General features: G+C 41.0%; 17 protein-coding genes. 13 read left to right on the forward strand and 4 right to left on the reverse strand.

The features are described from left to right. The first annotated feature begins 464 nt into the window (after nucleotides 1–464). The 10 genes from DSM106972_RS24565 (at nucleotide 465) to DSM106972_RS24615 (ending at nucleotide 7,681) form a co-directional block, all read left to right on the forward strand. Nucleotides 465–854 carry a hypothetical protein gene (locus DSM106972_RS24565; RefSeq protein ID WP_127083170.1) on the forward strand — a complete coding sequence of 130 codons (390 nt, stop codon included), beginning with the start codon at nucleotides 465–467 and terminating at the stop codon, nucleotides 852–854. Then, nucleotides 823–1,449: a hypothetical protein gene (locus DSM106972_RS24570; RefSeq protein WP_127083171.1), complete on the forward strand. Its 627-nt coding sequence runs from the start codon at nucleotides 823–825 to the stop codon at nucleotides 1,447–1,449. The genes DSM106972_RS24565 and DSM106972_RS24570 overlap by 32 nt, the downstream gene beginning before the upstream one ends. 17 nt (nucleotides 1,450–1,466) lie before the next feature. Next, nucleotides 1,467–1,754: a hypothetical protein gene (locus tag DSM106972_RS24575; protein WP_127083172.1), complete on the forward strand. Its 288-nt coding sequence runs from the start codon at nucleotides 1,467–1,469 to the stop codon at nucleotides 1,752–1,754. Continuing rightward, on the forward strand, nucleotides 1,754–2,704 hold the full coding sequence (locus tag DSM106972_RS24580) for a hypothetical protein (protein ID WP_127083173.1): 951 nt from the start codon (nucleotides 1,754–1,756) through the stop codon (nucleotides 2,702–2,704). Before DSM106972_RS24575 ends, DSM106972_RS24580 begins: the two co-directional genes overlap by 1 nt. After that, entirely contained in the window at nucleotides 2,694–4,076 is a 1,383-nt protein-coding gene (locus DSM106972_RS24585) for a hypothetical protein (RefSeq protein ID WP_127083174.1), read from the forward strand. The genes DSM106972_RS24580 and DSM106972_RS24585 overlap by 11 nt, the downstream gene beginning before the upstream one ends. Nucleotides 4,077–4,091: 15 nt before the next feature. Continuing rightward, nucleotides 4,092–4,760 carry a hypothetical protein gene (locus tag DSM106972_RS24590; protein ID WP_127083175.1) on the forward strand — a complete coding sequence of 223 codons (669 nt, stop codon included), beginning with the start codon at nucleotides 4,092–4,094 and terminating at the stop codon, nucleotides 4,758–4,760. Nucleotides 4,761–5,139: 379 nt separating this feature from the next. Continuing rightward, the gene (locus tag DSM106972_RS24600) at nucleotides 5,140–6,000 is read left to right on the forward strand and encodes a hypothetical protein (protein ID WP_233787509.1); all 861 of its coding nucleotides are present in this window, start codon (nucleotides 5,140–5,142) and stop codon (nucleotides 5,998–6,000) included. Between the two features lie 2 nt (nucleotides 6,001–6,002). Beyond that, nucleotides 6,003–6,362, forward strand: a complete 360-nt coding sequence (locus DSM106972_RS24605) for a hypothetical protein (protein ID WP_127083176.1) — start codon at nucleotides 6,003–6,005, stop codon at nucleotides 6,360–6,362. Then, complete coding sequence (locus DSM106972_RS24610) at nucleotides 6,363–6,818, forward strand: general secretion pathway protein GspF (RefSeq protein ID WP_233787507.1); 456 nt, start codon at nucleotides 6,363–6,365, stop codon at nucleotides 6,816–6,818. A gap of 5 nt (nucleotides 6,819–6,823) precedes the next feature. Then, complete coding sequence (locus DSM106972_RS24615; protein WP_127083177.1) at nucleotides 6,824–7,681, forward strand: hypothetical protein; 858 nt, start codon at nucleotides 6,824–6,826, stop codon at nucleotides 7,679–7,681. Here DSM106972_RS24615 and DSM106972_RS24620 read toward each other — a convergent pair. Then, the gene (locus DSM106972_RS24620) at nucleotides 7,649–7,855 is read right to left on the reverse strand and encodes a hypothetical protein (RefSeq protein ID WP_127083178.1); all 207 of its coding nucleotides are present in this window, start codon (nucleotides 7,853–7,855) and stop codon (nucleotides 7,649–7,651) included. The genes DSM106972_RS24615 and DSM106972_RS24620 overlap by 33 nt on opposite strands. 350 nt (nucleotides 7,856–8,205) lie before the next feature. Here DSM106972_RS24620 and DSM106972_RS24625 point away from each other — a divergent pair, with 350 nt between their 5' ends. Then, nucleotides 8,206–10,017, forward strand: coding sequence for an NAD(P)/FAD-dependent oxidoreductase (locus DSM106972_RS24625; RefSeq protein ID WP_127083179.1), 1,812 nt, complete (start codon nucleotides 8,206–8,208; stop codon nucleotides 10,015–10,017). Here DSM106972_RS24625 and DSM106972_RS24630 read toward each other — a convergent pair. Both DSM106972_RS24630 and DSM106972_RS24635 read right to left on the reverse strand, forming a co-directional pair. Continuing rightward, a complete protein-coding gene (locus tag DSM106972_RS24630) occupies nucleotides 9,997–12,585 on the reverse strand; it encodes a two-partner secretion domain-containing protein (RefSeq protein ID WP_127083180.1) in 2,589 nt (862 codons plus the stop codon). The two genes, DSM106972_RS24625 and DSM106972_RS24630, sit on opposite strands and share 21 nt — an antisense overlap. A 138-nt stretch (nucleotides 12,586–12,723) precedes the next feature. Beyond that, entirely contained in the window at nucleotides 12,724–14,454 is a 1,731-nt protein-coding gene (locus tag DSM106972_RS24635; protein ID WP_127083181.1) for a ShlB/FhaC/HecB family hemolysin secretion/activation protein, read from the reverse strand. Between the two features lie 123 nt (nucleotides 14,455–14,577). On the opposite strand from DSM106972_RS24635, the gene DSM106972_RS24640 reads away from it, so the two are divergent. Together DSM106972_RS24640 and DSM106972_RS24645 are read left to right on the forward strand one after the other, a co-directional pair. Then, entirely contained in the window at nucleotides 14,578–17,394 is a 2,817-nt protein-coding gene (locus DSM106972_RS24640; RefSeq protein WP_127083182.1) for a CHAT domain-containing protein, read from the forward strand. Between the two features lie 167 nt (nucleotides 17,395–17,561). Then, complete coding sequence (locus DSM106972_RS24645) at nucleotides 17,562–17,768, forward strand: hypothetical protein (protein WP_127083183.1); 207 nt, start codon at nucleotides 17,562–17,564, stop codon at nucleotides 17,766–17,768. A gap of 172 nt (nucleotides 17,769–17,940) precedes the next feature. Here DSM106972_RS24645 and DSM106972_RS24650 read toward each other — a convergent pair whose 3' ends face one another. Further along, a complete protein-coding gene (locus DSM106972_RS24650; RefSeq protein ID WP_127083184.1) occupies nucleotides 17,941–18,732 on the reverse strand; it encodes a DUF928 domain-containing protein in 792 nt (263 codons plus the stop codon). Nucleotides 18,733–18,760: the final 28 nt, after the last annotated feature.

Raw genomic sequence — 18,760 nt, forward strand, 5'->3', positions numbered from 1 at the left:
TGAAGTATTTAACAGTTGTAACTTCAATAAAATGTGCGCGTACAATTCCGTACAGTTCATATAGGCATGTAATTATCCTAGCTGATTGTAAACAAGGCGCCTACGAATGATTCTTCATTGTCTTCAGAAATAATTGGCCTTAGAAGACGACCCCAATATTACGTAGCCAAAGCATTATCATCACCGCTAAGTACAAAGAAAGCTTCCTTCGGATTTAATTAAGGCGCCCAAATTAAAGCCATTATTGAAATAATCAGCGATATTCAGTCTTTAATCACCAAAATTTTATCAATCAGCGTTTTGTTTTTTAGGTTAATTTCCGAAATTTTACGCAAATGTAAGTAATATCCAAGTCATCAAGTATTAAATAAAAAGTAATGCTATACGATTAAAGTTTGAACTGAATCCAAACTGGAATTTAGTTCAAATCGAGGTTTAATTGAACCGTAATGAAATTTGGCTCCATGAAATATGTACAACGACTTTATTCCCAAACTAGATTAGCCAAAGAATTAGGTGTTTGTGTAACAACCATCAAAAACTGGTGCGAGTTTGCGGATATGAAATTACCAAAGCGTGGAGGTTTATTTAGCTGCCTTGATTTAGAGTTATTAGCTTGCTTTTACGTCGCTAACCGCTTTTTAAGAGTCGCGCAAGTCGATTACCAACAAGAAGTAGTTAGTAGAGGAGGAATAAAATTATACGTCCGTGAAGTTAGGCGTACTGATTTGTACACATTTCTGACTGAGTTTTTAACTCTAGAGGAACAAGATAACTTTTTCGTGAAAATATTGGTTGATAAATTGAAGGAGGAACAAGCAAATGAATCTGTCAGCAGCAGTACAGCAGCTTGAAATACCCGTATCTGAATTGAAAGCAATTTGCCATGCTTTAGATATTCCAATTGCCGATAACTCGATTAGCGATGATAATTTTCAGAAAGTTCAAGCTTTCATTACTGCTTGCAAGGAGCGCTCATGCTCATTCTCTGAGGGTATTCAAGAATTACTGCGTCTCAAAACCGAAGCGCAAGCACAACAACAGACAATGGGCGCCAGATTTAATTTAGATGAATTTTTTAGGCAGCGCATTGGTGTTGACCCACAGGTAATAAAACCTGGTAGCTACCACTATGACCTATACCAACTGTTACTCAAATCTCATTCAATATCTCAAGTTGGCTACACGCTATTTAGAGAAGCGTTCCTACGTCAAACCCAGGATTTAATTTTAAACGGTGTAGAAGAATCAGAAATTACGCACAACCAAACAGTTGGTGGTTTCGGCGCCGCATTTGAAAGTATCGAGAATCAGTTCGAGCAAAATTTTTTAGGAACGTCGGTAAATTGGGGGGAGGAAGAACATCCAGTATTGGCAGCGGCAAAACAAACATCGCTACCAAGTGCGAAGAAAACGACTACATCAACATCCCATGTGTCGAAGAAATAGTTGAAGCGGCGCCTGCTTTGGCAGCAGAAACATTACAAGTGATGGCGCCTGCAATTAACAAAAGCGTTATTAGCGACCGCCAAACTATCACCAACTATATGACCGAAGGGGGAGCAATTGCTACGACTGTTGCTATTACGACAACGATTACTAGTACTACAATTGCTGTTGCTATAACATCTCCGCCAAAACCAGTTTTGTTGAAAATTATAGGTGTTGGCATGGGCGGAACTATTTTGGGAATAGCGCTAGCAATATTAATTCTTCGGCATTACAGAAAGCAAGTTTTACACCAAAGGCAGTAATGCAGTTTACTGATTCGCCATCCGATTACCAAGACCATGAATATAGCTCAGATGATTTTGATGCAGACTGGGTGCCAAACCCACATGGGAAATTTCAGCTTGACCAGGCGCCCCCAACAGGACTTATCGGTATTATCAAATCGGGGAGTTTAGATTCTTTACTAACCAATCCTTGGCTCGTATCAATTTTCATCGCGACGGTAATTTCAATATTGATTGCTTCGATTGCAGCAATAATTCTAGGTCAACGTTCGACAGAACTTACACCTGAACAAGAAACACAGCAAGCACTGTTACAAAAATCTAAAAATTTGGAGGCAAGTGATACCAACTTCCGAGAATATTTAACGCGCAATGATTACAGTTCCGGAATGGTAAGCAATCCTGGTTTATTACAAGCAGCAGTTTTAGAAGCTTCCGCGCGCTACCGTAATCGAATTGTTACCAGTCAAAATAATCCTCAAAACCAAGCATACAACCAACATGAGGAGGTGATTAATTATGGCTCAGAAATTGAAGCGCTCAAACGTATCAACTTGGGAGCATCTGGTAAAGAAGCAGAATTACGATATATTGACCCAAGCACTGACTTATGGGTAACAATTCCTCTCGACTCTGCCGAATTAGCTGCAAGTGGTTTAGTCAAACTAAACATTATCTCAAATGGTAGGAGGGAGACAACACAACGCTTTGACTTGATTACCATTGCTCAAAATACGCGCAAAGCTTTAACAGAAATCAAAAATACAAGAGTCGAAGCATTACGAGTCAAAGGACTGGCGCCTGTTGCATCGCAGTTAGAAAAGACCGATTGGTTTGGAAATACAACTAATCCACAAGGTGCTGAAATATCTGATTACCAGCAGGATAAACCAGAACCAAAACCGCGAAAACCGCAGCAGTCAAACTTGCCTCCAAAACCAACCAAGGAGGATAACCATGAGCAGTAAGTTATTTTTTGCTCCCATACCTTTGCTTGTAGGTGGCTGGATGTTCACAAGCAGCTTTACAGTAAGTACGATAATGCAGCAAACAACACCATACTCTACGCAACAGCAGCCAGTTGAAGTGGAGATGCCAGAACCAGCCAAGTCTTTTCTGCGAATTGGAGGCGCCGTTTTAGCAGTCGCAGCACCATCAAGTTTAGTTTTTTGGGAATTAACTAGTAAAAAACGGCATTTAACACAACCGCCTCAACTCTTATTGAAAGCGAGCCAGAATGTGTCAAATCAACAATCTCAACCATCTTCGTTTGGGGTAGACAATACGCAACCTAAAGTTAAAAGTGTTGCTAGTACTCATACTGATATTAATCGAGTTGATACAAGCTACCAACAAACAAATAGTCCTCCAGTTCCCAAGCAAGTTCCAAATTTCTATCAAACTGGCGCCTATGAATCTATAAACTCAGGCAATAAAGTTGATGCAGAAAGGAGAATGTCGGGCGCCATCAATGAAGATAAATATGGAGACATAAAATCTCTTGTTTACGAAAACACAGTGGGCATTGTTGGTAAGGAGAAAGGGAGCGGCAAAACTTCAAAACTTGGTTATTTAATTGCCGAACATATCAAACTTGGTCATTTGGTATGGATGGTTAACCCTTTCGCCAAGGGTCAGCACTGGAAGGGAATTAAAGTTTTTGGACGTGGTTACAACTTTGTTGAAGCTACAAACGCGATTCGTGAGTTTACCCGCATTGCTTTTTTTAGAATTGCTGAAGCTGGTGATGAAACCAAAGAATACGAACCGTTTGAAGATATCCATATTCATCTCTCGCTTGATGAAATGTCCAATTATTCGAGCGAAGTCGATAATATCGATGCTACCGTCATGCCTAAATTCTGGGAAGCAGTGGTGCAATTTGTGCGGCAATCGAATATGTCTGTATCCTTTGCCAGCCACGGTGATACGCAAGCAATGTTAGGCGGCGCCAAAGCTCTGGCTGGAAAATCAGAAACGATTAAAGATGCGATTGTTTGGTTGTACGCCCAAGCGGTAACGGATAGAAATATTGAAGGTAATAAGCGTTGTGCTGGCTGGGCATATTTAATTCGTCCAGATGGAGGAGAGCGTCAGAAACTGCGAGTTGATATTCCAACTTGGATGCAAGGACCACCAGCAACTCGACTTGATGGAAAAGACAAATATAACTACATACAACTCGTACAAAAATATTGCCCTCAATTTCTATACCTTCCAACTAATGCTCAACAACCTGTATCTAATAATTCCCAAACAGAGGTTGATACAGAACAGTTTCGTCAAAAGCTAATACAACAGGAAGACATCTGGGGACTTGATGAAGAACCAAATCATTAATTTAAGGAGTTTTCAATGGTTAGAAAACAATTAAGAGGCGCCAACTTACCACAGTTACATTCAAGCGATTATTTAAGTACTGATGTTATGGACGCAAATTACGAAGAAGAAAACGATGATTACACCAATCGCCACAACAGAGGGTCAAACTGGCATGGACGCGCGTACCGTGCTGGACGCTATGCAAGGGGTGCTTACGATTGGGGTCAAAATTACAGTCGTGGCATTACACCCGCAATGGAAAACGGCGCCAGTGCAGCTATTGGTACTTTGGGTACTGTAGCTAGTCACACCAACCCATTTAGACCTTGGAAGTCCTTTGCTTTTTGGTCTATGGGGATTGGAACTTTGATTGTTGGTGGATGGGTTGCCCAATTCTTTTTGGGTGGACTAATTGCAACTCGTAATCCGAGACAGCTTCCACAAAATGCCCCCACCGCAGTTAGGTTTGGACATGGTGTTGTCAATGCTGGTAAACCTGTTGCAGCAGGGGTTTGGAATGGGTTTGGCACTGTTGCGACGGGAGCCGGTGACAGTTTAGATAAAGCTGTACGGTTAAATTCAGGCACCTCAGACGATTGGCAACAACCAAGAGTAACTGTACAACAAGCCCAACAATCAACTACTACTTTACCCTTAACTAATTGGACAGGCGCCGGAAGGAGTGAGGGAGGGAGAGAGTGAGAGAGGGAGGGAATAACATCGCAAAACACAGTTTACATGATGAGGGTAAAGTAGATTCCTTGCCCTCACTCCCTCACTCCTTCACTCCCTCACTCCCTCATTCCTCTTGGATAAAGATTCCTCCCTTGAGCTTCCTGGTTACAGGCGCCATATTTATTGTGTTTGTTTTAGATATGGCTAGTCCCGGCTATGGTTCGTTTGCTCTAATTCCAAACTGGCGCCTAAATATCGCATCACTAACAACTGATGTACGCTCCGACTTGGAAAATTTGATGCGTTCAAAATCACCCATATACAGCACACAAAAACAGCCTATGAAAAATTATAGTCTCGCTAAAGATTGTCGAACTTTGCTAGATGCTTACAAAAAGGGGCATAAATGCCAATTCGAGCCACCGACTTACTCAAATACCTCCCTCCAGAAGTCCAATATCACGAAATCAAAGCAGTAGAAGAAGCACTTCGCCAAAATGTTATAGCTCAAGCTAGGGGACGTATTTGCTGTTTTGGATTGTCTTTGATTATGGCAATCGCGATTGTTCATCCTGGTGTTAATGCGTGGGTTGAAAGCAAACTTCAGTTAAACCGGATTATTGGTATCGGTTCTACAACGGATGCACAGGTCAAAGAAGCAGATAAAATCGCTGCTGCGCTCGTAGATTACGCGCGCGCTCACAATTGGGAAATAAGAACTGGCGCCCATCGTTACAACATCTTTTACGTTCAAGGAATGTTTCCCAATGGTGTTAGTAACGATAACGCTCCCAACCAATTCAATGATAGTCGCTTTTTAGTTGAAGTCAATCCGACTCCACGTTTGATTGGCGCCTGGGATGCTTCTGTTGAACCGGGAAATCATTACACCAAGCAACCAATGAATGCGTCGGGTGCGGCGCATATACAAGTACCAGGGCAGTATAAAGCATGGCGTATTGGTATGCATAAAAACCGAGAACTTGCTTTGGTACAAGTGGCGCCTGTTGATATATCGCGCGATAAAAACCGTAATGGTAAGGCTGATGAAGGTGATTTGAAACAGCGCGCGTTAATTGGCGCCAATCAACATAGCGCACATGACCAGAAGTTAGTTGATGATGCAAGTGCAGGTTGTCCGGTAGGACGAACATCCAAAGGACATCAGGAATTTATGAGATTTTTACAACAAGACGCTGATTATTCTCTGAACAAAAAATTTATCTTTTCTACGGGTTTTATTACTGCCAAGGATTTGAGGTTCTAATTATGTCGAGAAATAGAGTATTAAATAATCAACATTCTGAGCTAGTTTCTGAAGCTGTAACAGGAATTTTAGCTGTTTTAAAGCAACTTTATGCCGCTGCGTATACGTTTTCAGAACATAGTGATTTTTTAGATGAGGCATTGCAAGATACAGAGCAACTGTTATTACAATTCCCGGTTGGTTTAGAAGGACAATTTATTGCAAATGGGGTTGATTTTACTACTGCCATTAGATTGATAGCCGCGTTGGATAGATTTGATTTAACCGAAGGCGTAGAAATACTGAAGTCAATTCGCGACCCTAGGACTTGTGGAATTGCTCAAAGAATTTTTAGTCGGATGGCGCAATCAAGGGGTTTGTAAATGAAGACGAAAAAATATCTTTCCCCAAGTGATTATTATTTGTACATGAAGTCTGATGCTTGGAGAAATAAGCACTATTATTGGCTAAAGCAATGTAATTACCGATGCTCAATGTTTCCTTGGGTCAGAATTGGAAAATATGCATCTAAAAAGTACGGCAAATATAGTATACACCATACGGGTGTTGGTTATCGCCACTTGGGACATGAAGAGTTGTGGACAGATGTACTTCCGCTGTGCCCACTCGCTCACTGGCTAATTCATGGTGGGCATATGAAAGCTAAAGCTCCCTGGAAACCGAATATTGTTCAAAAAACACTGCACTTTTGGTGTAGTTTACCACTGCTATTAAAACAGTTAGTATTTTTGGTTGTTGGATTACTGATTGCATATCTTGTTTCTTGGTGGATGTGTTTTATTTTAGGTGCTTTTCTTTTAGTATTGCTGTTTAGCTAACTTCCATGTATTTACAAAAGCTAGGGCGTAAGTGGGATTTCCTCAACGCCCTATTATTAGTTGGTATCGTCATCTTTGTATTTAGTAAACCTGCAATAAAATTTGGCTCTGATAGTTTAAATAATCTGAGTGAATTTAATACATCTTATTCAGGTAAGCTAAATACTTTATTCGCTAATAATTCTTCAGTAGGAGTGTTAGCATTGTGTGCTGCGGAAGGTAACTGTACCATTGAAGGAAATAAAACTTCTTTATACTACGGGCATGTTGACCCTGGAAACAGAGTTAGTAACAGAGGCTGGTGTAGCGACCAAGGTAGAGGAGGAACTAACTTGCAAAATGCGGATGCTGGCTGTTTAAAAAGAACTCAAAGTCGTATTTCTGTATTAGTTCGTAAAATGCAAGTTGCTGGGTTCAATCCAGAAGAAAATGTAGAAGTGTTTTTGAATTCGATTGACCAATGGAATCAAGCATCTCCTCGTGTTAGTAATACATTTGCACAACGCTATGCAAATGCTATCAAACAAGGATTGAAGGGTAAAGAGGCCATCTTGTGGGCAAGAGTTGAAGCTTTTCGCAAGAACAATGGAGAGTTGGAGGCTGGTAACTCACGAGTCGGCTTGTTCTCGATTTGTGCTAATCCAAGCAATACATACTATACAACTCGGTTGCAGCAGTACCCCGTGTGGTCAGAACGTTGGCGTTGGAACTGTATTGCTCTGGATCAACGGCGCCGTTTAGAAGCGATAGACCAAGTTTTGACAAAAGCTGCTGATGGTGTTGCTCCCAGTCACTCCATAAATAGCAATAAGTCAAATTCCTCTAAGCTTTCAAAGTATGCTAGTAACCCACTTTGCCACTAAGCAATCGCGTGTTCCGTCAAATTTTTTTACCCATATCATCGAAAGTTGAGGAGAGGCTTTTTTCGGACTTTCTTTTTGAGGAATCGTTGAGGATAAATATGGTTCGGTGGGATTTTCAATCAAATCTTTATTTGCAATAGTGTTGGATTTTTTTTGATGAGGAATAGATAGCATATTTATTTTCCTGAATAGCTTGTAATAGTTGAAATTTGAGCTTATTACAACACTGATATTAAGCAAAATAACTACGTAATGTATTCACCTTTTCTGCAAAATTAGTTGCATAATTTATACTTTAGGATTACATGATTGTGCATTTTTTTGTGCAGAAAACTGTATATGCTATTTGCTATTTTTGCGATAAATACAATATTTATTTTAACTACAAGCCCAATTTAGCTGGTACTAGCATTGAAGTAAATTTCAGTCAATGCATCAACATGCAAACAATTATGCGTTAACTCGCAAGACTTGGTAATAAAAAAGTCGGCAAAATACAACACAACAAAAAGGAATAAGCAAAAATGATGAACACAGAAATGTTTGCCCACAACGTACAGACACAGCAGAACAACACAGAAAAAAATTACGACGTAGTGGTAATTGGGGCTGGACCGATTGGGATTTTCTACGCAGCTATGCTCAAAAAGATGCGTCCGCAGACTACCATTGCCCTATTGGAGAGGAAAGCCAAACCTGGACACAAAGTGGGGGAAAGTACTTTGAGCACAACGGTGCGGGCGTTCCGTGCTATGGGCTTGTCGATGCCAGTGTTGCGCCGTTTGTTTGGCAAAAAAGCGGGATTGCGCTTCTTCCACACTCATCCCGACACAGATCAACTCGAAAAGGAGATTGACGTAGTGGATATTGAAGAAACCTTCCAGGTGGAGCGACGGGTATTAGAGATGGTGTTGCAAGAAACTGTCCGTCGTCGGGGGATCGATATCTTGACCAACACTACTTTTATCCCGAAAGCAAGCACAATCACTGCCGCAGGCAACCAGTTAGTCTGCGAAACCGCTACGGGTGAACATATCACTTTGCATAGCCATCTGGTAGTAGATGCTAGTGGTCCTGCCAGTATGTTACCTAAACATTTTGGTGTCTATCGCAAAAATATGGAGATGTATGATACCTTCAATTGCAACGCTTATTACGCTTACTTCAAATTAAAGAAGGATGTAGCTCTGCGCTTTTGGGAATATCCCACCACACGGCATATCACTTTTCCAGGTGGTTGGATGTGGTTTATCACGTTGGTGTCGTGGCAGAAAACACCGGATGCCAACTTAGCACAGATAGTTAAACGCTTATTAGATGAGTCGGATGCTCCCGACCCGACCTATCCCACTCGTAAGGAGCTAGAAGCTGAGTATGGTGGTCAAAGTGAGCAGATGATCAGCGTTGGCTTAACCATCCGTGCTGACCAGGACGACTCACATGGTAGTATTGGCGATCGCTTCGCTCATTATGTCAAGAAACATCCGGCAATTGAGTGGCTGATGTCACATTATGAGTTGGTAGAGGAGCCTTACCCAGAACAAAAGTTTCCTTGGTTTTCCGTCACCAACATGGCACATGATGCGGAACAATTTGCTGGTGACGGTTGGTGTGCGATTGGCGATGCTGCTCTCTTCTCCAACCCCATAATTTCACCTGGTATGACTTTCGGTACAGGTACGTCTTACATGGCAGCCTGCGATTCCGCCGCAGGATTAGATCGCAAAGACCTCAGCCGTGCTACCTTTGCCAAATACGAAACCTATGCCCGCACGCTGATTGATGCCTTATTGGATGATACCGACACGCTGTATCGGTCGTTTGCCCATGTAGATAGTTATGAACGGGTACTTGCTAACAAATTCTTCTCTGGGATAGAAGATATCCTTGAGCGCACCGAGTATTCCGCCACAGATCCCTATGTCTGGAATTTTTTGCATCCCGACAATATGCAGCGCATTAAAGCAGTCAAAGTAATCTTTCAAGAAGGCGAGAAAGCCGATAAATCACCCACACTCATAGCGCAAGAAGTGAGCGCACTGATTACACCCTACATTGCTGAAGTAACGTCTCGTCCTGAAATCGTTGCACTACGGCTGGGGCGCTTCTTCAATTTTTACGACGATCTCGGTCACTATGCCGAAAAAGCCAGCAAAGAACGGGGTAATGTCAAGTTTATGCGCTGTTCTAGTTGTAACCTTTTTACTGATGATGCGCTCTCTAGTTGCCCAGTTTGTGGTGAGCCGATAAACCATCAAAATCAAGAGCCAAGTTCCAATCCTCCAAAGCAAGGTGCGATCGCGGCAATATTTCCTTTAATTACAAGCCCGACTTAAGAGCGATCGCCCATCAGGTAATCGATATAATCCTTGTGGCTCAATTATTGGGTCGCCTTTTTTCCAAGGACGCGATGTGGATTCAACACTACGCACATCACCAGTTGTATAGGTGGAAATTAACACATCGCCTGGACTATTGCGTAAAGCGCCAGAACCCGTAATGGTAAAAGAGTTTTCTTGTCGCTTGGCACCGCGCGCAATACAGCTATTGGCAATCAGTGCATTGGTATCAATGACGTTTGGCGATAACTCGGTAAAGCTGTTTTGAATAGAACTGTTATCGGGTTGATTAAGATTTATTGTACCGGAAATGCCTAATTCTGAACTGGCAGTAATATCACTTTTATCTGTTGGTTTTGGACGGGACTCGATACCGAAGATACCTTGGGAGTTGATTTGGATATTTCCACCAGTGCCAGTGAAGGCATTGGCGCTAATGTCGGTATTCTCGTTGGGAATCGCCACGATGAACTTGCCATCAAAGGTAATGTTGCCGCCATTCCCCCCGGACTGAGCCGTTCCAGCAGTGGTGGAAATAAAGCTACCCCGTCGCAATACCAAGAGTTCTGGGGCTTTCAACGTGATATTGCCACCCTCCCCTGATGCTGTTTGTGCCACAATCGATCCCTGATTATCCAGCAGGAGTTGACGAGCATTTACTTTTAGGTCGCCTGCATTTCCTTGACCTTCAGAGGAGACAGACAATATACCTTTGTTGATGATTGAGAACAGTCCGGCATTAACTGTAATCCTTCCACCCTGACCGCTGGCTTCTGAGTCCACCGAGCTATAAGCACCACTGCCAAATCCATCGCTGTCCACTCCATCAAAGAACACCGCATCTCTAGCCGCAATGTTTATATTTCCCGCATTTCCTTGACCATAAGTAGCTGCATCGATGTTTCCCCCATTGGTGAGGGAAAGCACGCCTGTGTTGATGCTGATATCTCCTCCGTCGCCTTTGCCTGTCTCTGTCACATTGGTTGTTACCCGACTGGTAACTCCATTGCTCGCCACCCCATCAAAGGTCACTCTATCGCGGGCATTGATGATCACATTCCCCGCATTGCCACCTCCAAAGGTGTTGGCGCTCAACCTAGCACCTCCCGTGACTTTTAGCGACCCCGTGGTGATGTTGATGTCGCCCCCGTTGCCTGTCCCTTCCTCCGTCACAGCAGTTGCTGATCCAGTGGAGGAGAATCCAGTACTTCCGAAGCTACCGCCATCAAAAGTTACGGTATCGCGGGCAAGGATATTTACATTTCCTGCATTGCCCCCTCCAAAAGTGATGGCATTCAGTTGAGCGCCTCGGATGACATTAAGCGATCCGGTGGTAATGTTGATGTCGCCCCCGTTGACTGCGCCTTCTTCCACACTACTGACTACGGCTACACCGCCTCTGACGCTATGGAAGCCACCGCCATCAAAGGTCACTGTATCGCGGGCAACGATATTTATATTGCCTGCCTTCCCCCCTCCAAAGGTGGGTGTAGCTATCCGAGCACCGTCCCCCGAAACTTTCAATGATCCAGTAGTGATGTTGATATTGCCACTGTCACCCACACTTCCTCTTCCCGTTCCACTATATATACCGCCCGCAACACCTCCGCCCACAGCTATATTTACTTCCTGTACCGCATTAACATCAATATCCCCCGCCTTTGCGCCAACAGAGCCTAAACCTGGGTTTATTCTTGCAAACAACCTTGTCCCGGTTCCCAAAATATTCACGTTCCTGGCATTAATCGCAATACTTCCACCACTGCCATTTACGATCGCGCCATTCGTCAAGGATACATCATATCTCGCCAATCCGTCTGGCAAACTCAACCGCCACTTCTGCCCCTGCTGCGTCAGCCCCACCTCGTCTAGTGCTGCCACCCCTGCCAATTCCACACGTCCAGAAGGTGCTAGCAACTGCCCGCCATCAATATTTACTGTGCCACCTGCCAGAGTTAAGGTTTGACCATTAAGAACCTTTAAACTCGCTCCCTGAGTTTGAATCTCCCCCGGATTTTGCCCATACTGCAACCCTACAGGCACACTCACAATCAGTAATGAAGGTATTTGGGGATTTGTGGCACTAAACAATTGTTGATTCCCAAACTGCACTCCATTGGCTGTTGTCCCAACAAAACTCCCTTGCACATCTAAAGAAGCATTCTGCCCAAATAAAATTCCGTTGGGATTAATCAAAAACAAATTTGCTGCACCAGCTACGCCCAACGTCCCGAAAATATTTGACCCATTCCTACCTGTTACCCGCGTCAATATATTTTCTACCCCAGTGGGGTTGGCAAAATACACACGTTGCCCATCTTGGATATTAAACTCACTAAAACTATGAAACAGATTGATGCCGCGTGTTGCACCACCGTCAATTTTGTCACCTGGTGCGTCTTTAATTATCTGATTTTGATTGAGTTGAGAAGCTTCTGTACCCAAGGTGCTATCAGGTATTATCTGTGCCTGAACGGGGGGATGTACACTGAATGCAATAGATACTAAGCATAAAGAAAAAATACTTTTAATACTGACTTTTTTTGGCTGCTGTGTTCGATTCATAAATAATTTAGCTTGGATAAATCAAAAATCCACGATATTTATTATGTGAATATTTTCTTTGTTGTGGAGAATCTACTCGGAAAATAAAGGATACACCACTCGCTTCGCTCAAATTAAAAATTAAAAATTAAAAATTGTTTAAAACAGTTGATATCGTACTGAAAAATTAAAGCCGTTATCTTGCAGTGAACTACCACTATCGCTGGCGCCAATTAATGGGATACCATAGTCTGCACGCAGTGCCAAACCGTTAAAGGGTTGCCACTGCAAGCCTAATCCTAAACTAGCAAGGGTTTGCTGGTCTAAATTGCTACCGTGATTATTCCAAACTGTACCAATATCAAAAAATGGTACTAACTGTAGATTTTCAACGTTCGATGTTAAAGGAATACGAATTTCCACCCCTCCAATTACTCCGTTATCTGCAACGAGTTGATTTTGACGATAACCACGTACTGTTTCAACTCCCCCAATCGTAATTTTTTCTGGTGATAGTAACGAATCACCTGTGAGTTGAGCATTAATTTTGGCAAGCATTAATATACGAGGAGATAACCTTTGTACCCATTGAAATTGTCCTAGCCAGGAAAAAAAACGTCCATCTGTACCTGTATTATTAACTGTCGCATCCAAGGCGCCAATTCCTAAACTAAATTGTGAGCGCGCGGCTAAAACACTAGTAGTATTACGTTGTAACCAATCTTGGGAAAAGCGAATAACTGTAACTTTTGATTCCCCATCTTCAGACCCAGAGGTAAAGGAATAGGGAATATCATTAAGTAAAAAGGTTTGACTATGACGCAAATCAAATGCTAACGAAAGAGCAAATTCACTGTTTGGTTTACGAACTAAAGGTTGACGAATGCTAAATGAAAGGGTTTCAGCTTCGCTGCGGATATCTAACTCACGAAATTGACTTTCAATAATTCGGCTTTCACTGTTACTATAGCGGACACTAATTGCTCCGTCTAAGGCGTTAATAGGTACAGAATAACTTACATCATATATATTGAATCCTTCAGTTATTCCATATTCTGCACTCAATTTATCGCCAAACCCCAATAAATTATCGTGGGCAACAAAAATAGTCCCTTGTTCCGAACCAATGCTTGGTGATTGGTTATTTGCAAAGGCAACTCCTGCGTGGAATGCGGACGATTCGCTAATTTTCATCTGTAGAATATTACTTCCGGAAATACTGCCTGCGGTTAACTCAGCATTGACTCGTTCAATTAAAGGGTCAAGTTGTAATAATTGCAACGCTTCTTCAAGGCGGTTTTTATTTAATGGCTTTCCTGTATAACGCTCAATACGAGAACGCACGTAACTTGATTGCAATCTTTTTAACCCAGAAATTAAAATTCCTTCGAGTTCGCCTTCAACAATTTGAATTTGTACGATGCCGTTAGTCAAATCTTGGTTGTTTGGAATAAATGCACCACTGGTAATATAACCTTTATTAATATAAAGTTGAGTGATTTGTGTTCGCAGTTCTAGCAAGTCCTCAAATGTAATTTTTTTCTTCTGTTCTACAGAACGTTTTAACTTGATTATTTCATTTTCTAAAACAGAATACCCTTTGACTTGAATTTCCTTAACAAAAAAACTTTCGCCACTAGGAAAAGTTGTTTCGGGTGGATTATAAAACCTCGGTGATGGAATTATTGGGGTAGTTGGCACCATAGGTGTTGGAGTAATCGTTGGTGATGGGAATGGTTGAGGTATCGTTTCTTCAACTTTTCTAGGTATTTCTGGGGGAATTATCACTCTGGGTGGGGGCGCAGATTGTGCAAACACTGCAAGTTGAGTGATACTAATGTATGATAATAATATTAACAACAGCTTTTGAATGCGAAAGTAAAAATTCATTGTTAGTATTCAATATGTAAATTTTTAATAAGCTATTGTTTTAATTAGACCATCTTTGCTACAAAACTATCATAGTACCAATTACCTATATAACAAATCAATTTTTGACTTTTTGTAATAATTATGCAACTCAACAAATATCTAAAATTAAAATTACTTTCTCTGCCTCTGTGTCTAGGTCAGAGACTACTTAGTTTTTTTACCAAGCAATGTCAACAATTAAATAGACACCAATTTAGTAAAATATTATTTTTAACAACCTTAATAATATCTTTCTCATTAGGACAAATAGTATTAGCACAAGCTCCAAATAGCCGAACTCTAGTTGAGCAAGGAATTAAAGACTATAATGCCGGAAATTTCCTAAATGCGATAAAGCACTGGCAAGATGCGCTCTTTCAATATAAAAATGACCCATCGGGTGCAGCAATTATTCATGAAAATTTAGCGCGTGCTTACCAAGAACTAGGACAAAATAAGGAAGCTATTGAATCACTGTCGGCAGCAATTTATAACTATAACGCACTGAATAACATCCCACAGGTTGGACGAATGAAGTCGGAACTCGCCCAAGTTTACAACAATTTGGGGCAACCTCGCAAGGCAATTGCGTTTTTGTGTGGAAAACTGGTGGAAAAGTCGCAAAGCTCAGAAAGTCAAGCGATGGAAATAAAATGCACTCCGGAAAGTGCCGAACAAATTGCTACTAAGTATAACGATAAACGTGGTATTGTAGCGGCTTTAGGAATTCTAGGTGAAGCATATCGAAGAATTGGAAATTATGACCAGGCTATTAAGTATTTACACGCAGCAAAGCAAATTTCTCCAGAATATGAATTTTTAGTGTTAAATAGTTTAGGAAATGCATATAGAAATCGCGCTCAATTGCAAGAGTTACAAGCTAATTCTGCTCTTCAAGCTGGCATTATTGAGAAAGAGAAGGAATTGACGCAAAAGTCAATGGCAGATTACAATAAAGCGCGCGCATATTTTAAATATAGTATAGAACTTGCTCGCTCTTCAAAACAAGCTTTAGCAGAAATGCGGGGATTATTAAATTTAATTCAGTTGAGTTCGCAAACAAGTAAGACGAAATTTTTTAATGAAGCGACCAACAAGACCAACAATATTTATAACGATGCTTTGAAACTTCTCGAAGGTTTACCTGATTCAGCAACAAAAGTTTACGGGGCAATTGACTTAGCATATTTACAGCACACTGATAAAAGAATTTCACCTTTTACCATTTGCCCACAGCAGCTAGTTGCTTCAGATAATAAAATATTAAATTTACTCAATCAAGCAGTATTAAGTAGTAATAACTTGCAATCCGAACGTTTACAATCTTATTCTAATGGTGCTTTAGGGCATTTATGGGAATGTCGTGGAGATAATAAACAAGCATTAAAATACACCCAAAACGCAATAATTGCAGCAGACAGTAAATTGAGTTCAAAGGATAGTCTGTATTTATGGGAGTGGCAAGCTGGACGCATTTTGGAAAAAGAAAATCAGAAAGAACAAGCAACCGCATCCTATCAACGTGCATTTGATATCTTGGAAAACATCCGCAATGATATTTTGACTGCAGAACGTGATGTACAGTTTGACTTCCGTGATGTCGTCCGCCCATTATACCGTACATTGGCACAGTCGCGGCTTGAACTGCTTTATAAAGGCGCCGTTTCCGAAAAAGGACGCACGGAGGAGTTATCAAAAGTTGTCAATACCATTGATGCTTTGAAACTGGCAGAATTACAAAATTATTTTGGAAACGATTGCGTTTTGAGTGCATTAAATCCCAAACAGGTAGGCGAACTTCTTAAAGATGATAGTTTTAAGTTTAAGAATACTGCGTTCTTGAGTTCGATAATTTTAGACGGGAAAACTGGGATGTTACTGCAATTACCCGACCAAACAACCCAATTTAGATGGATTCAAGACCTCAATCAACAAGATGCAAATAAAATAGTTAGCAGTGATACCCTTGAAAAAACTATTCAAAAGTTTCGCAAAAGCTTAATTGACGCAAAAAAAGTATTTGAATACGATACAACAACTGCGGCACAGCTTTATGATTGGATAATTCGTCCTTTTGCCGAAAATCTCAAACCCGATGACATTAAAACCCTTGTATTTATTCAGGATGGATTTTTACGTAGCGTTCCAATGGCAGCACTTTATGATAGCCAAGAAAAGAAATATTTGGTGGAAACCTATGCAATTGCCACAACTCCTAGTTTACGAGTTACAGCACCCAAATTACGCGCGCGGGGTGTGCAAAAAGCGTTAATTTTGGGTTTAACCAAAGAAGCAACAATTGATGGAAAGTCATTTCCTGCACTAAAATCAGTTGAGAGCGAAGTAAAATCACTTCAAACCTTATTTCCCAATTCTGTCCCCCTCATCGATACAAACTTTATCTCTAAAAATTTCCAGAACAAACTAGAAAAAACCACATACCCTATTGTTCATGTAGCGAGTCATGCTCAATTTGGTATTATTCCTGAAGACACCTTTATTGTTGCGGGCAAAAACGAAGCTACGGGCAAAAACGAAAAACTTAGCATTAACCAATTAGAAAACTCATTGCGAAAACTTAATAATAAACCGAGTAGCGTCGAACTTCTCGCGCTTACCGCATGTCAAACTGCAGTTGGTGACGACCGTGCGACATTAGGGTTAGCTGGAGTTGCATTACAAGTTGGTGTAAAAACTGCAATTGCATCTTTATGGAGTGTTGAGGATAAATCAACATCAGTTTTAGTCAAAGAATTTTATACTAATTACCGCAACGCAGGAATGAGTATTGCCGAAGCATTGCAAAAAGCCCAAATTAAAATGATTAGTGCGAAGAAATCACCTAGTAAAGATATAATTACTATATATGATAACCCTGCATATTGGGCGCCGATGATTATTATCGGTAATTGGCTTTAACATTACATCCTCTTAATTACTTATACAGTTTTACGCACATTTATGAGCATAAAAGTCACTTACAAATCAAATTGTTATTGCCTACTATGAATATCAAGAAGTAAAAAAGTTAGCAAAAAAGCTAAACAATATTTCCCAAAAAACTGTATTTATCAAAGGATAAAATCATGTCTACTACTTCTAAGCAATCAATAAAAAGCAAATTAGCTCTAATTTTCGCAAGTACAACATTAGCTGTCAGTGTTGCTGCACCACCTGCTAGCGCAGTTACAGCTACTAGCACCTTGCTGTCCCAGCACTATGGAGTAGAACGTCCAATCTTAGTACCTCAACCAGATAGACGCTATTCTTATTCGTACAAAGAGCTACTATAAGACTTGCACCAAGGGGATATGGCGCCATATCCCTTAGCTCCTTTTTGCTTTCCCGGTTTACCTGGTTGAAAATTATTGCAGCAGTGAGTAATTGTTTTGGCAGTTACTTACTGTTTTTTTATATATACAGAAACCAGGTTTCTTTACGTAAATCCTAATACATATAACATCTCTATATTGCTGAAATTTTTTGGAGATACTCAGTTCGGTTTTTGACATTTTCGATATCAGCTTCGCTTTTCATTGATATCTCAGATTGTGCAAGTTCTTGAATCAATTTTGATGCAATTGAACTGAGCTTCCCGTTATTCGCTACCTTTAATGATTCTTCAAATGCTTCATACCATAGCTCATTTTCAGTATAATAATTTACTCTTCCCTCAATACTTGTGGATTGTTTCTTGGGAAGTGATTGAGGATTTATAACCGTAAATTCTGCGCGGTTAACATTTACATCGTTTTCACAGTTGATTGCAATTTGCCAAAGATATGTTTTACCTACTGTCAGTTCAGGATAATCGAGGGGAAGTTTTAGTTTATTAATACCAACTGTTCCTGATATTTCTTTTGGCTCACCAATTTGTTTAGGGGTTGCACCTGACTTAAGTTCAAAAAGCCGGAATTCTACAGTTTGTGAACTTGACATGTACCAAGCGAACATTGGACGTGTCGAAGCGGTCTTACCAATAAATGCTTGTGGTGCAAGTTGTGTTATTGGAATACCATTGCTAATTGCACACCCCCGTGAACCTCCTGCACGAGAATTTTCACTCGCTGGTTTGCGGTCACGTGGTTTAAATACGATACCTGAGCTAGGCGCCTTAGTTGTTCGATTAGCAGGTTTAGGCACCTGTGGTTTTACTTCTGCAAATGCGGGGAATATATTAATGATAAAACTTATTCCCACGAATATACTTGTAAATTTACGGCTCAGAAGTAAAAATGAAAAAGATTGATAATTCATGATATATGCTACCCAATTATCTGATTGT

Source organism: Dulcicalothrix desertica PCC 7102 (genome assembly GCF_003991905.1).
GTDB classification, from domain to species: Bacteria; Cyanobacteriota; Cyanobacteriia; order Cyanobacteriales; family Nostocaceae; genus Dulcicalothrix; species Dulcicalothrix desertica.

Coding starts and splice junctions, on each gene's coding strand:
- DSM106972_RS24585 (WP_127083174.1), top strand. CDS start 2,694: ATGAGCAGTAAGTTATTTTTTGCTCCCATACCTTTGCTTGTAGGTGGC.
- DSM106972_RS24620 (WP_127083178.1), bottom strand. CDS start 7,855: ATGCTATCTATTCCTCATCAAAAAAAATCCAACACTATTGCAAATAAA.
- DSM106972_RS24580 (WP_127083173.1), top strand. CDS start 1,754: ATGCAGTTTACTGATTCGCCATCCGATTACCAAGACCATGAATATAGC.
- DSM106972_RS24565 (WP_127083170.1), top strand. CDS start 465: ATGAAATATGTACAACGACTTTATTCCCAAACTAGATTAGCCAAAGAA.
- DSM106972_RS24605 (WP_127083176.1), top strand. CDS start 6,003: ATGTCGAGAAATAGAGTATTAAATAATCAACATTCTGAGCTAGTTTCT.
- DSM106972_RS24590 (WP_127083175.1), top strand. CDS start 4,092: ATGGTTAGAAAACAATTAAGAGGCGCCAACTTACCACAGTTACATTCA.
- DSM106972_RS24630 (WP_127083180.1), bottom strand. CDS start 12,585: ATGAATCGAACACAGCAGCCAAAAAAAGTCAGTATTAAAAGTATTTTT.
- DSM106972_RS24610 (WP_233787507.1), top strand. CDS start 6,363: ATGAAGACGAAAAAATATCTTTCCCCAAGTGATTATTATTTGTACATG.
- DSM106972_RS24625 (WP_127083179.1), top strand. CDS start 8,206: ATGATGAACACAGAAATGTTTGCCCACAACGTACAGACACAGCAGAAC.
- DSM106972_RS24615 (WP_127083177.1), top strand. CDS start 6,824: ATGTATTTACAAAAGCTAGGGCGTAAGTGGGATTTCCTCAACGCCCTA.
- DSM106972_RS24640 (WP_127083182.1), top strand. CDS start 14,578: ATGCAACTCAACAAATATCTAAAATTAAAATTACTTTCTCTGCCTCTG.
- DSM106972_RS24570 (WP_127083171.1), top strand. CDS start 823: ATGAATCTGTCAGCAGCAGTACAGCAGCTTGAAATACCCGTATCTGAA.
- DSM106972_RS24635 (WP_127083181.1), bottom strand. CDS start 14,454: ATGAATTTTTACTTTCGCATTCAAAAGCTGTTGTTAATATTATTATCA.
- DSM106972_RS24645 (WP_127083183.1), top strand. CDS start 17,562: ATGTCTACTACTTCTAAGCAATCAATAAAAAGCAAATTAGCTCTAATT.
- DSM106972_RS24650 (WP_127083184.1), bottom strand. CDS start 18,732: ATGAATTATCAATCTTTTTCATTTTTACTTCTGAGCCGTAAATTTACA.
- DSM106972_RS24600 (WP_233787509.1), top strand. CDS start 5,140: ATGCCAATTCGAGCCACCGACTTACTCAAATACCTCCCTCCAGAAGTC.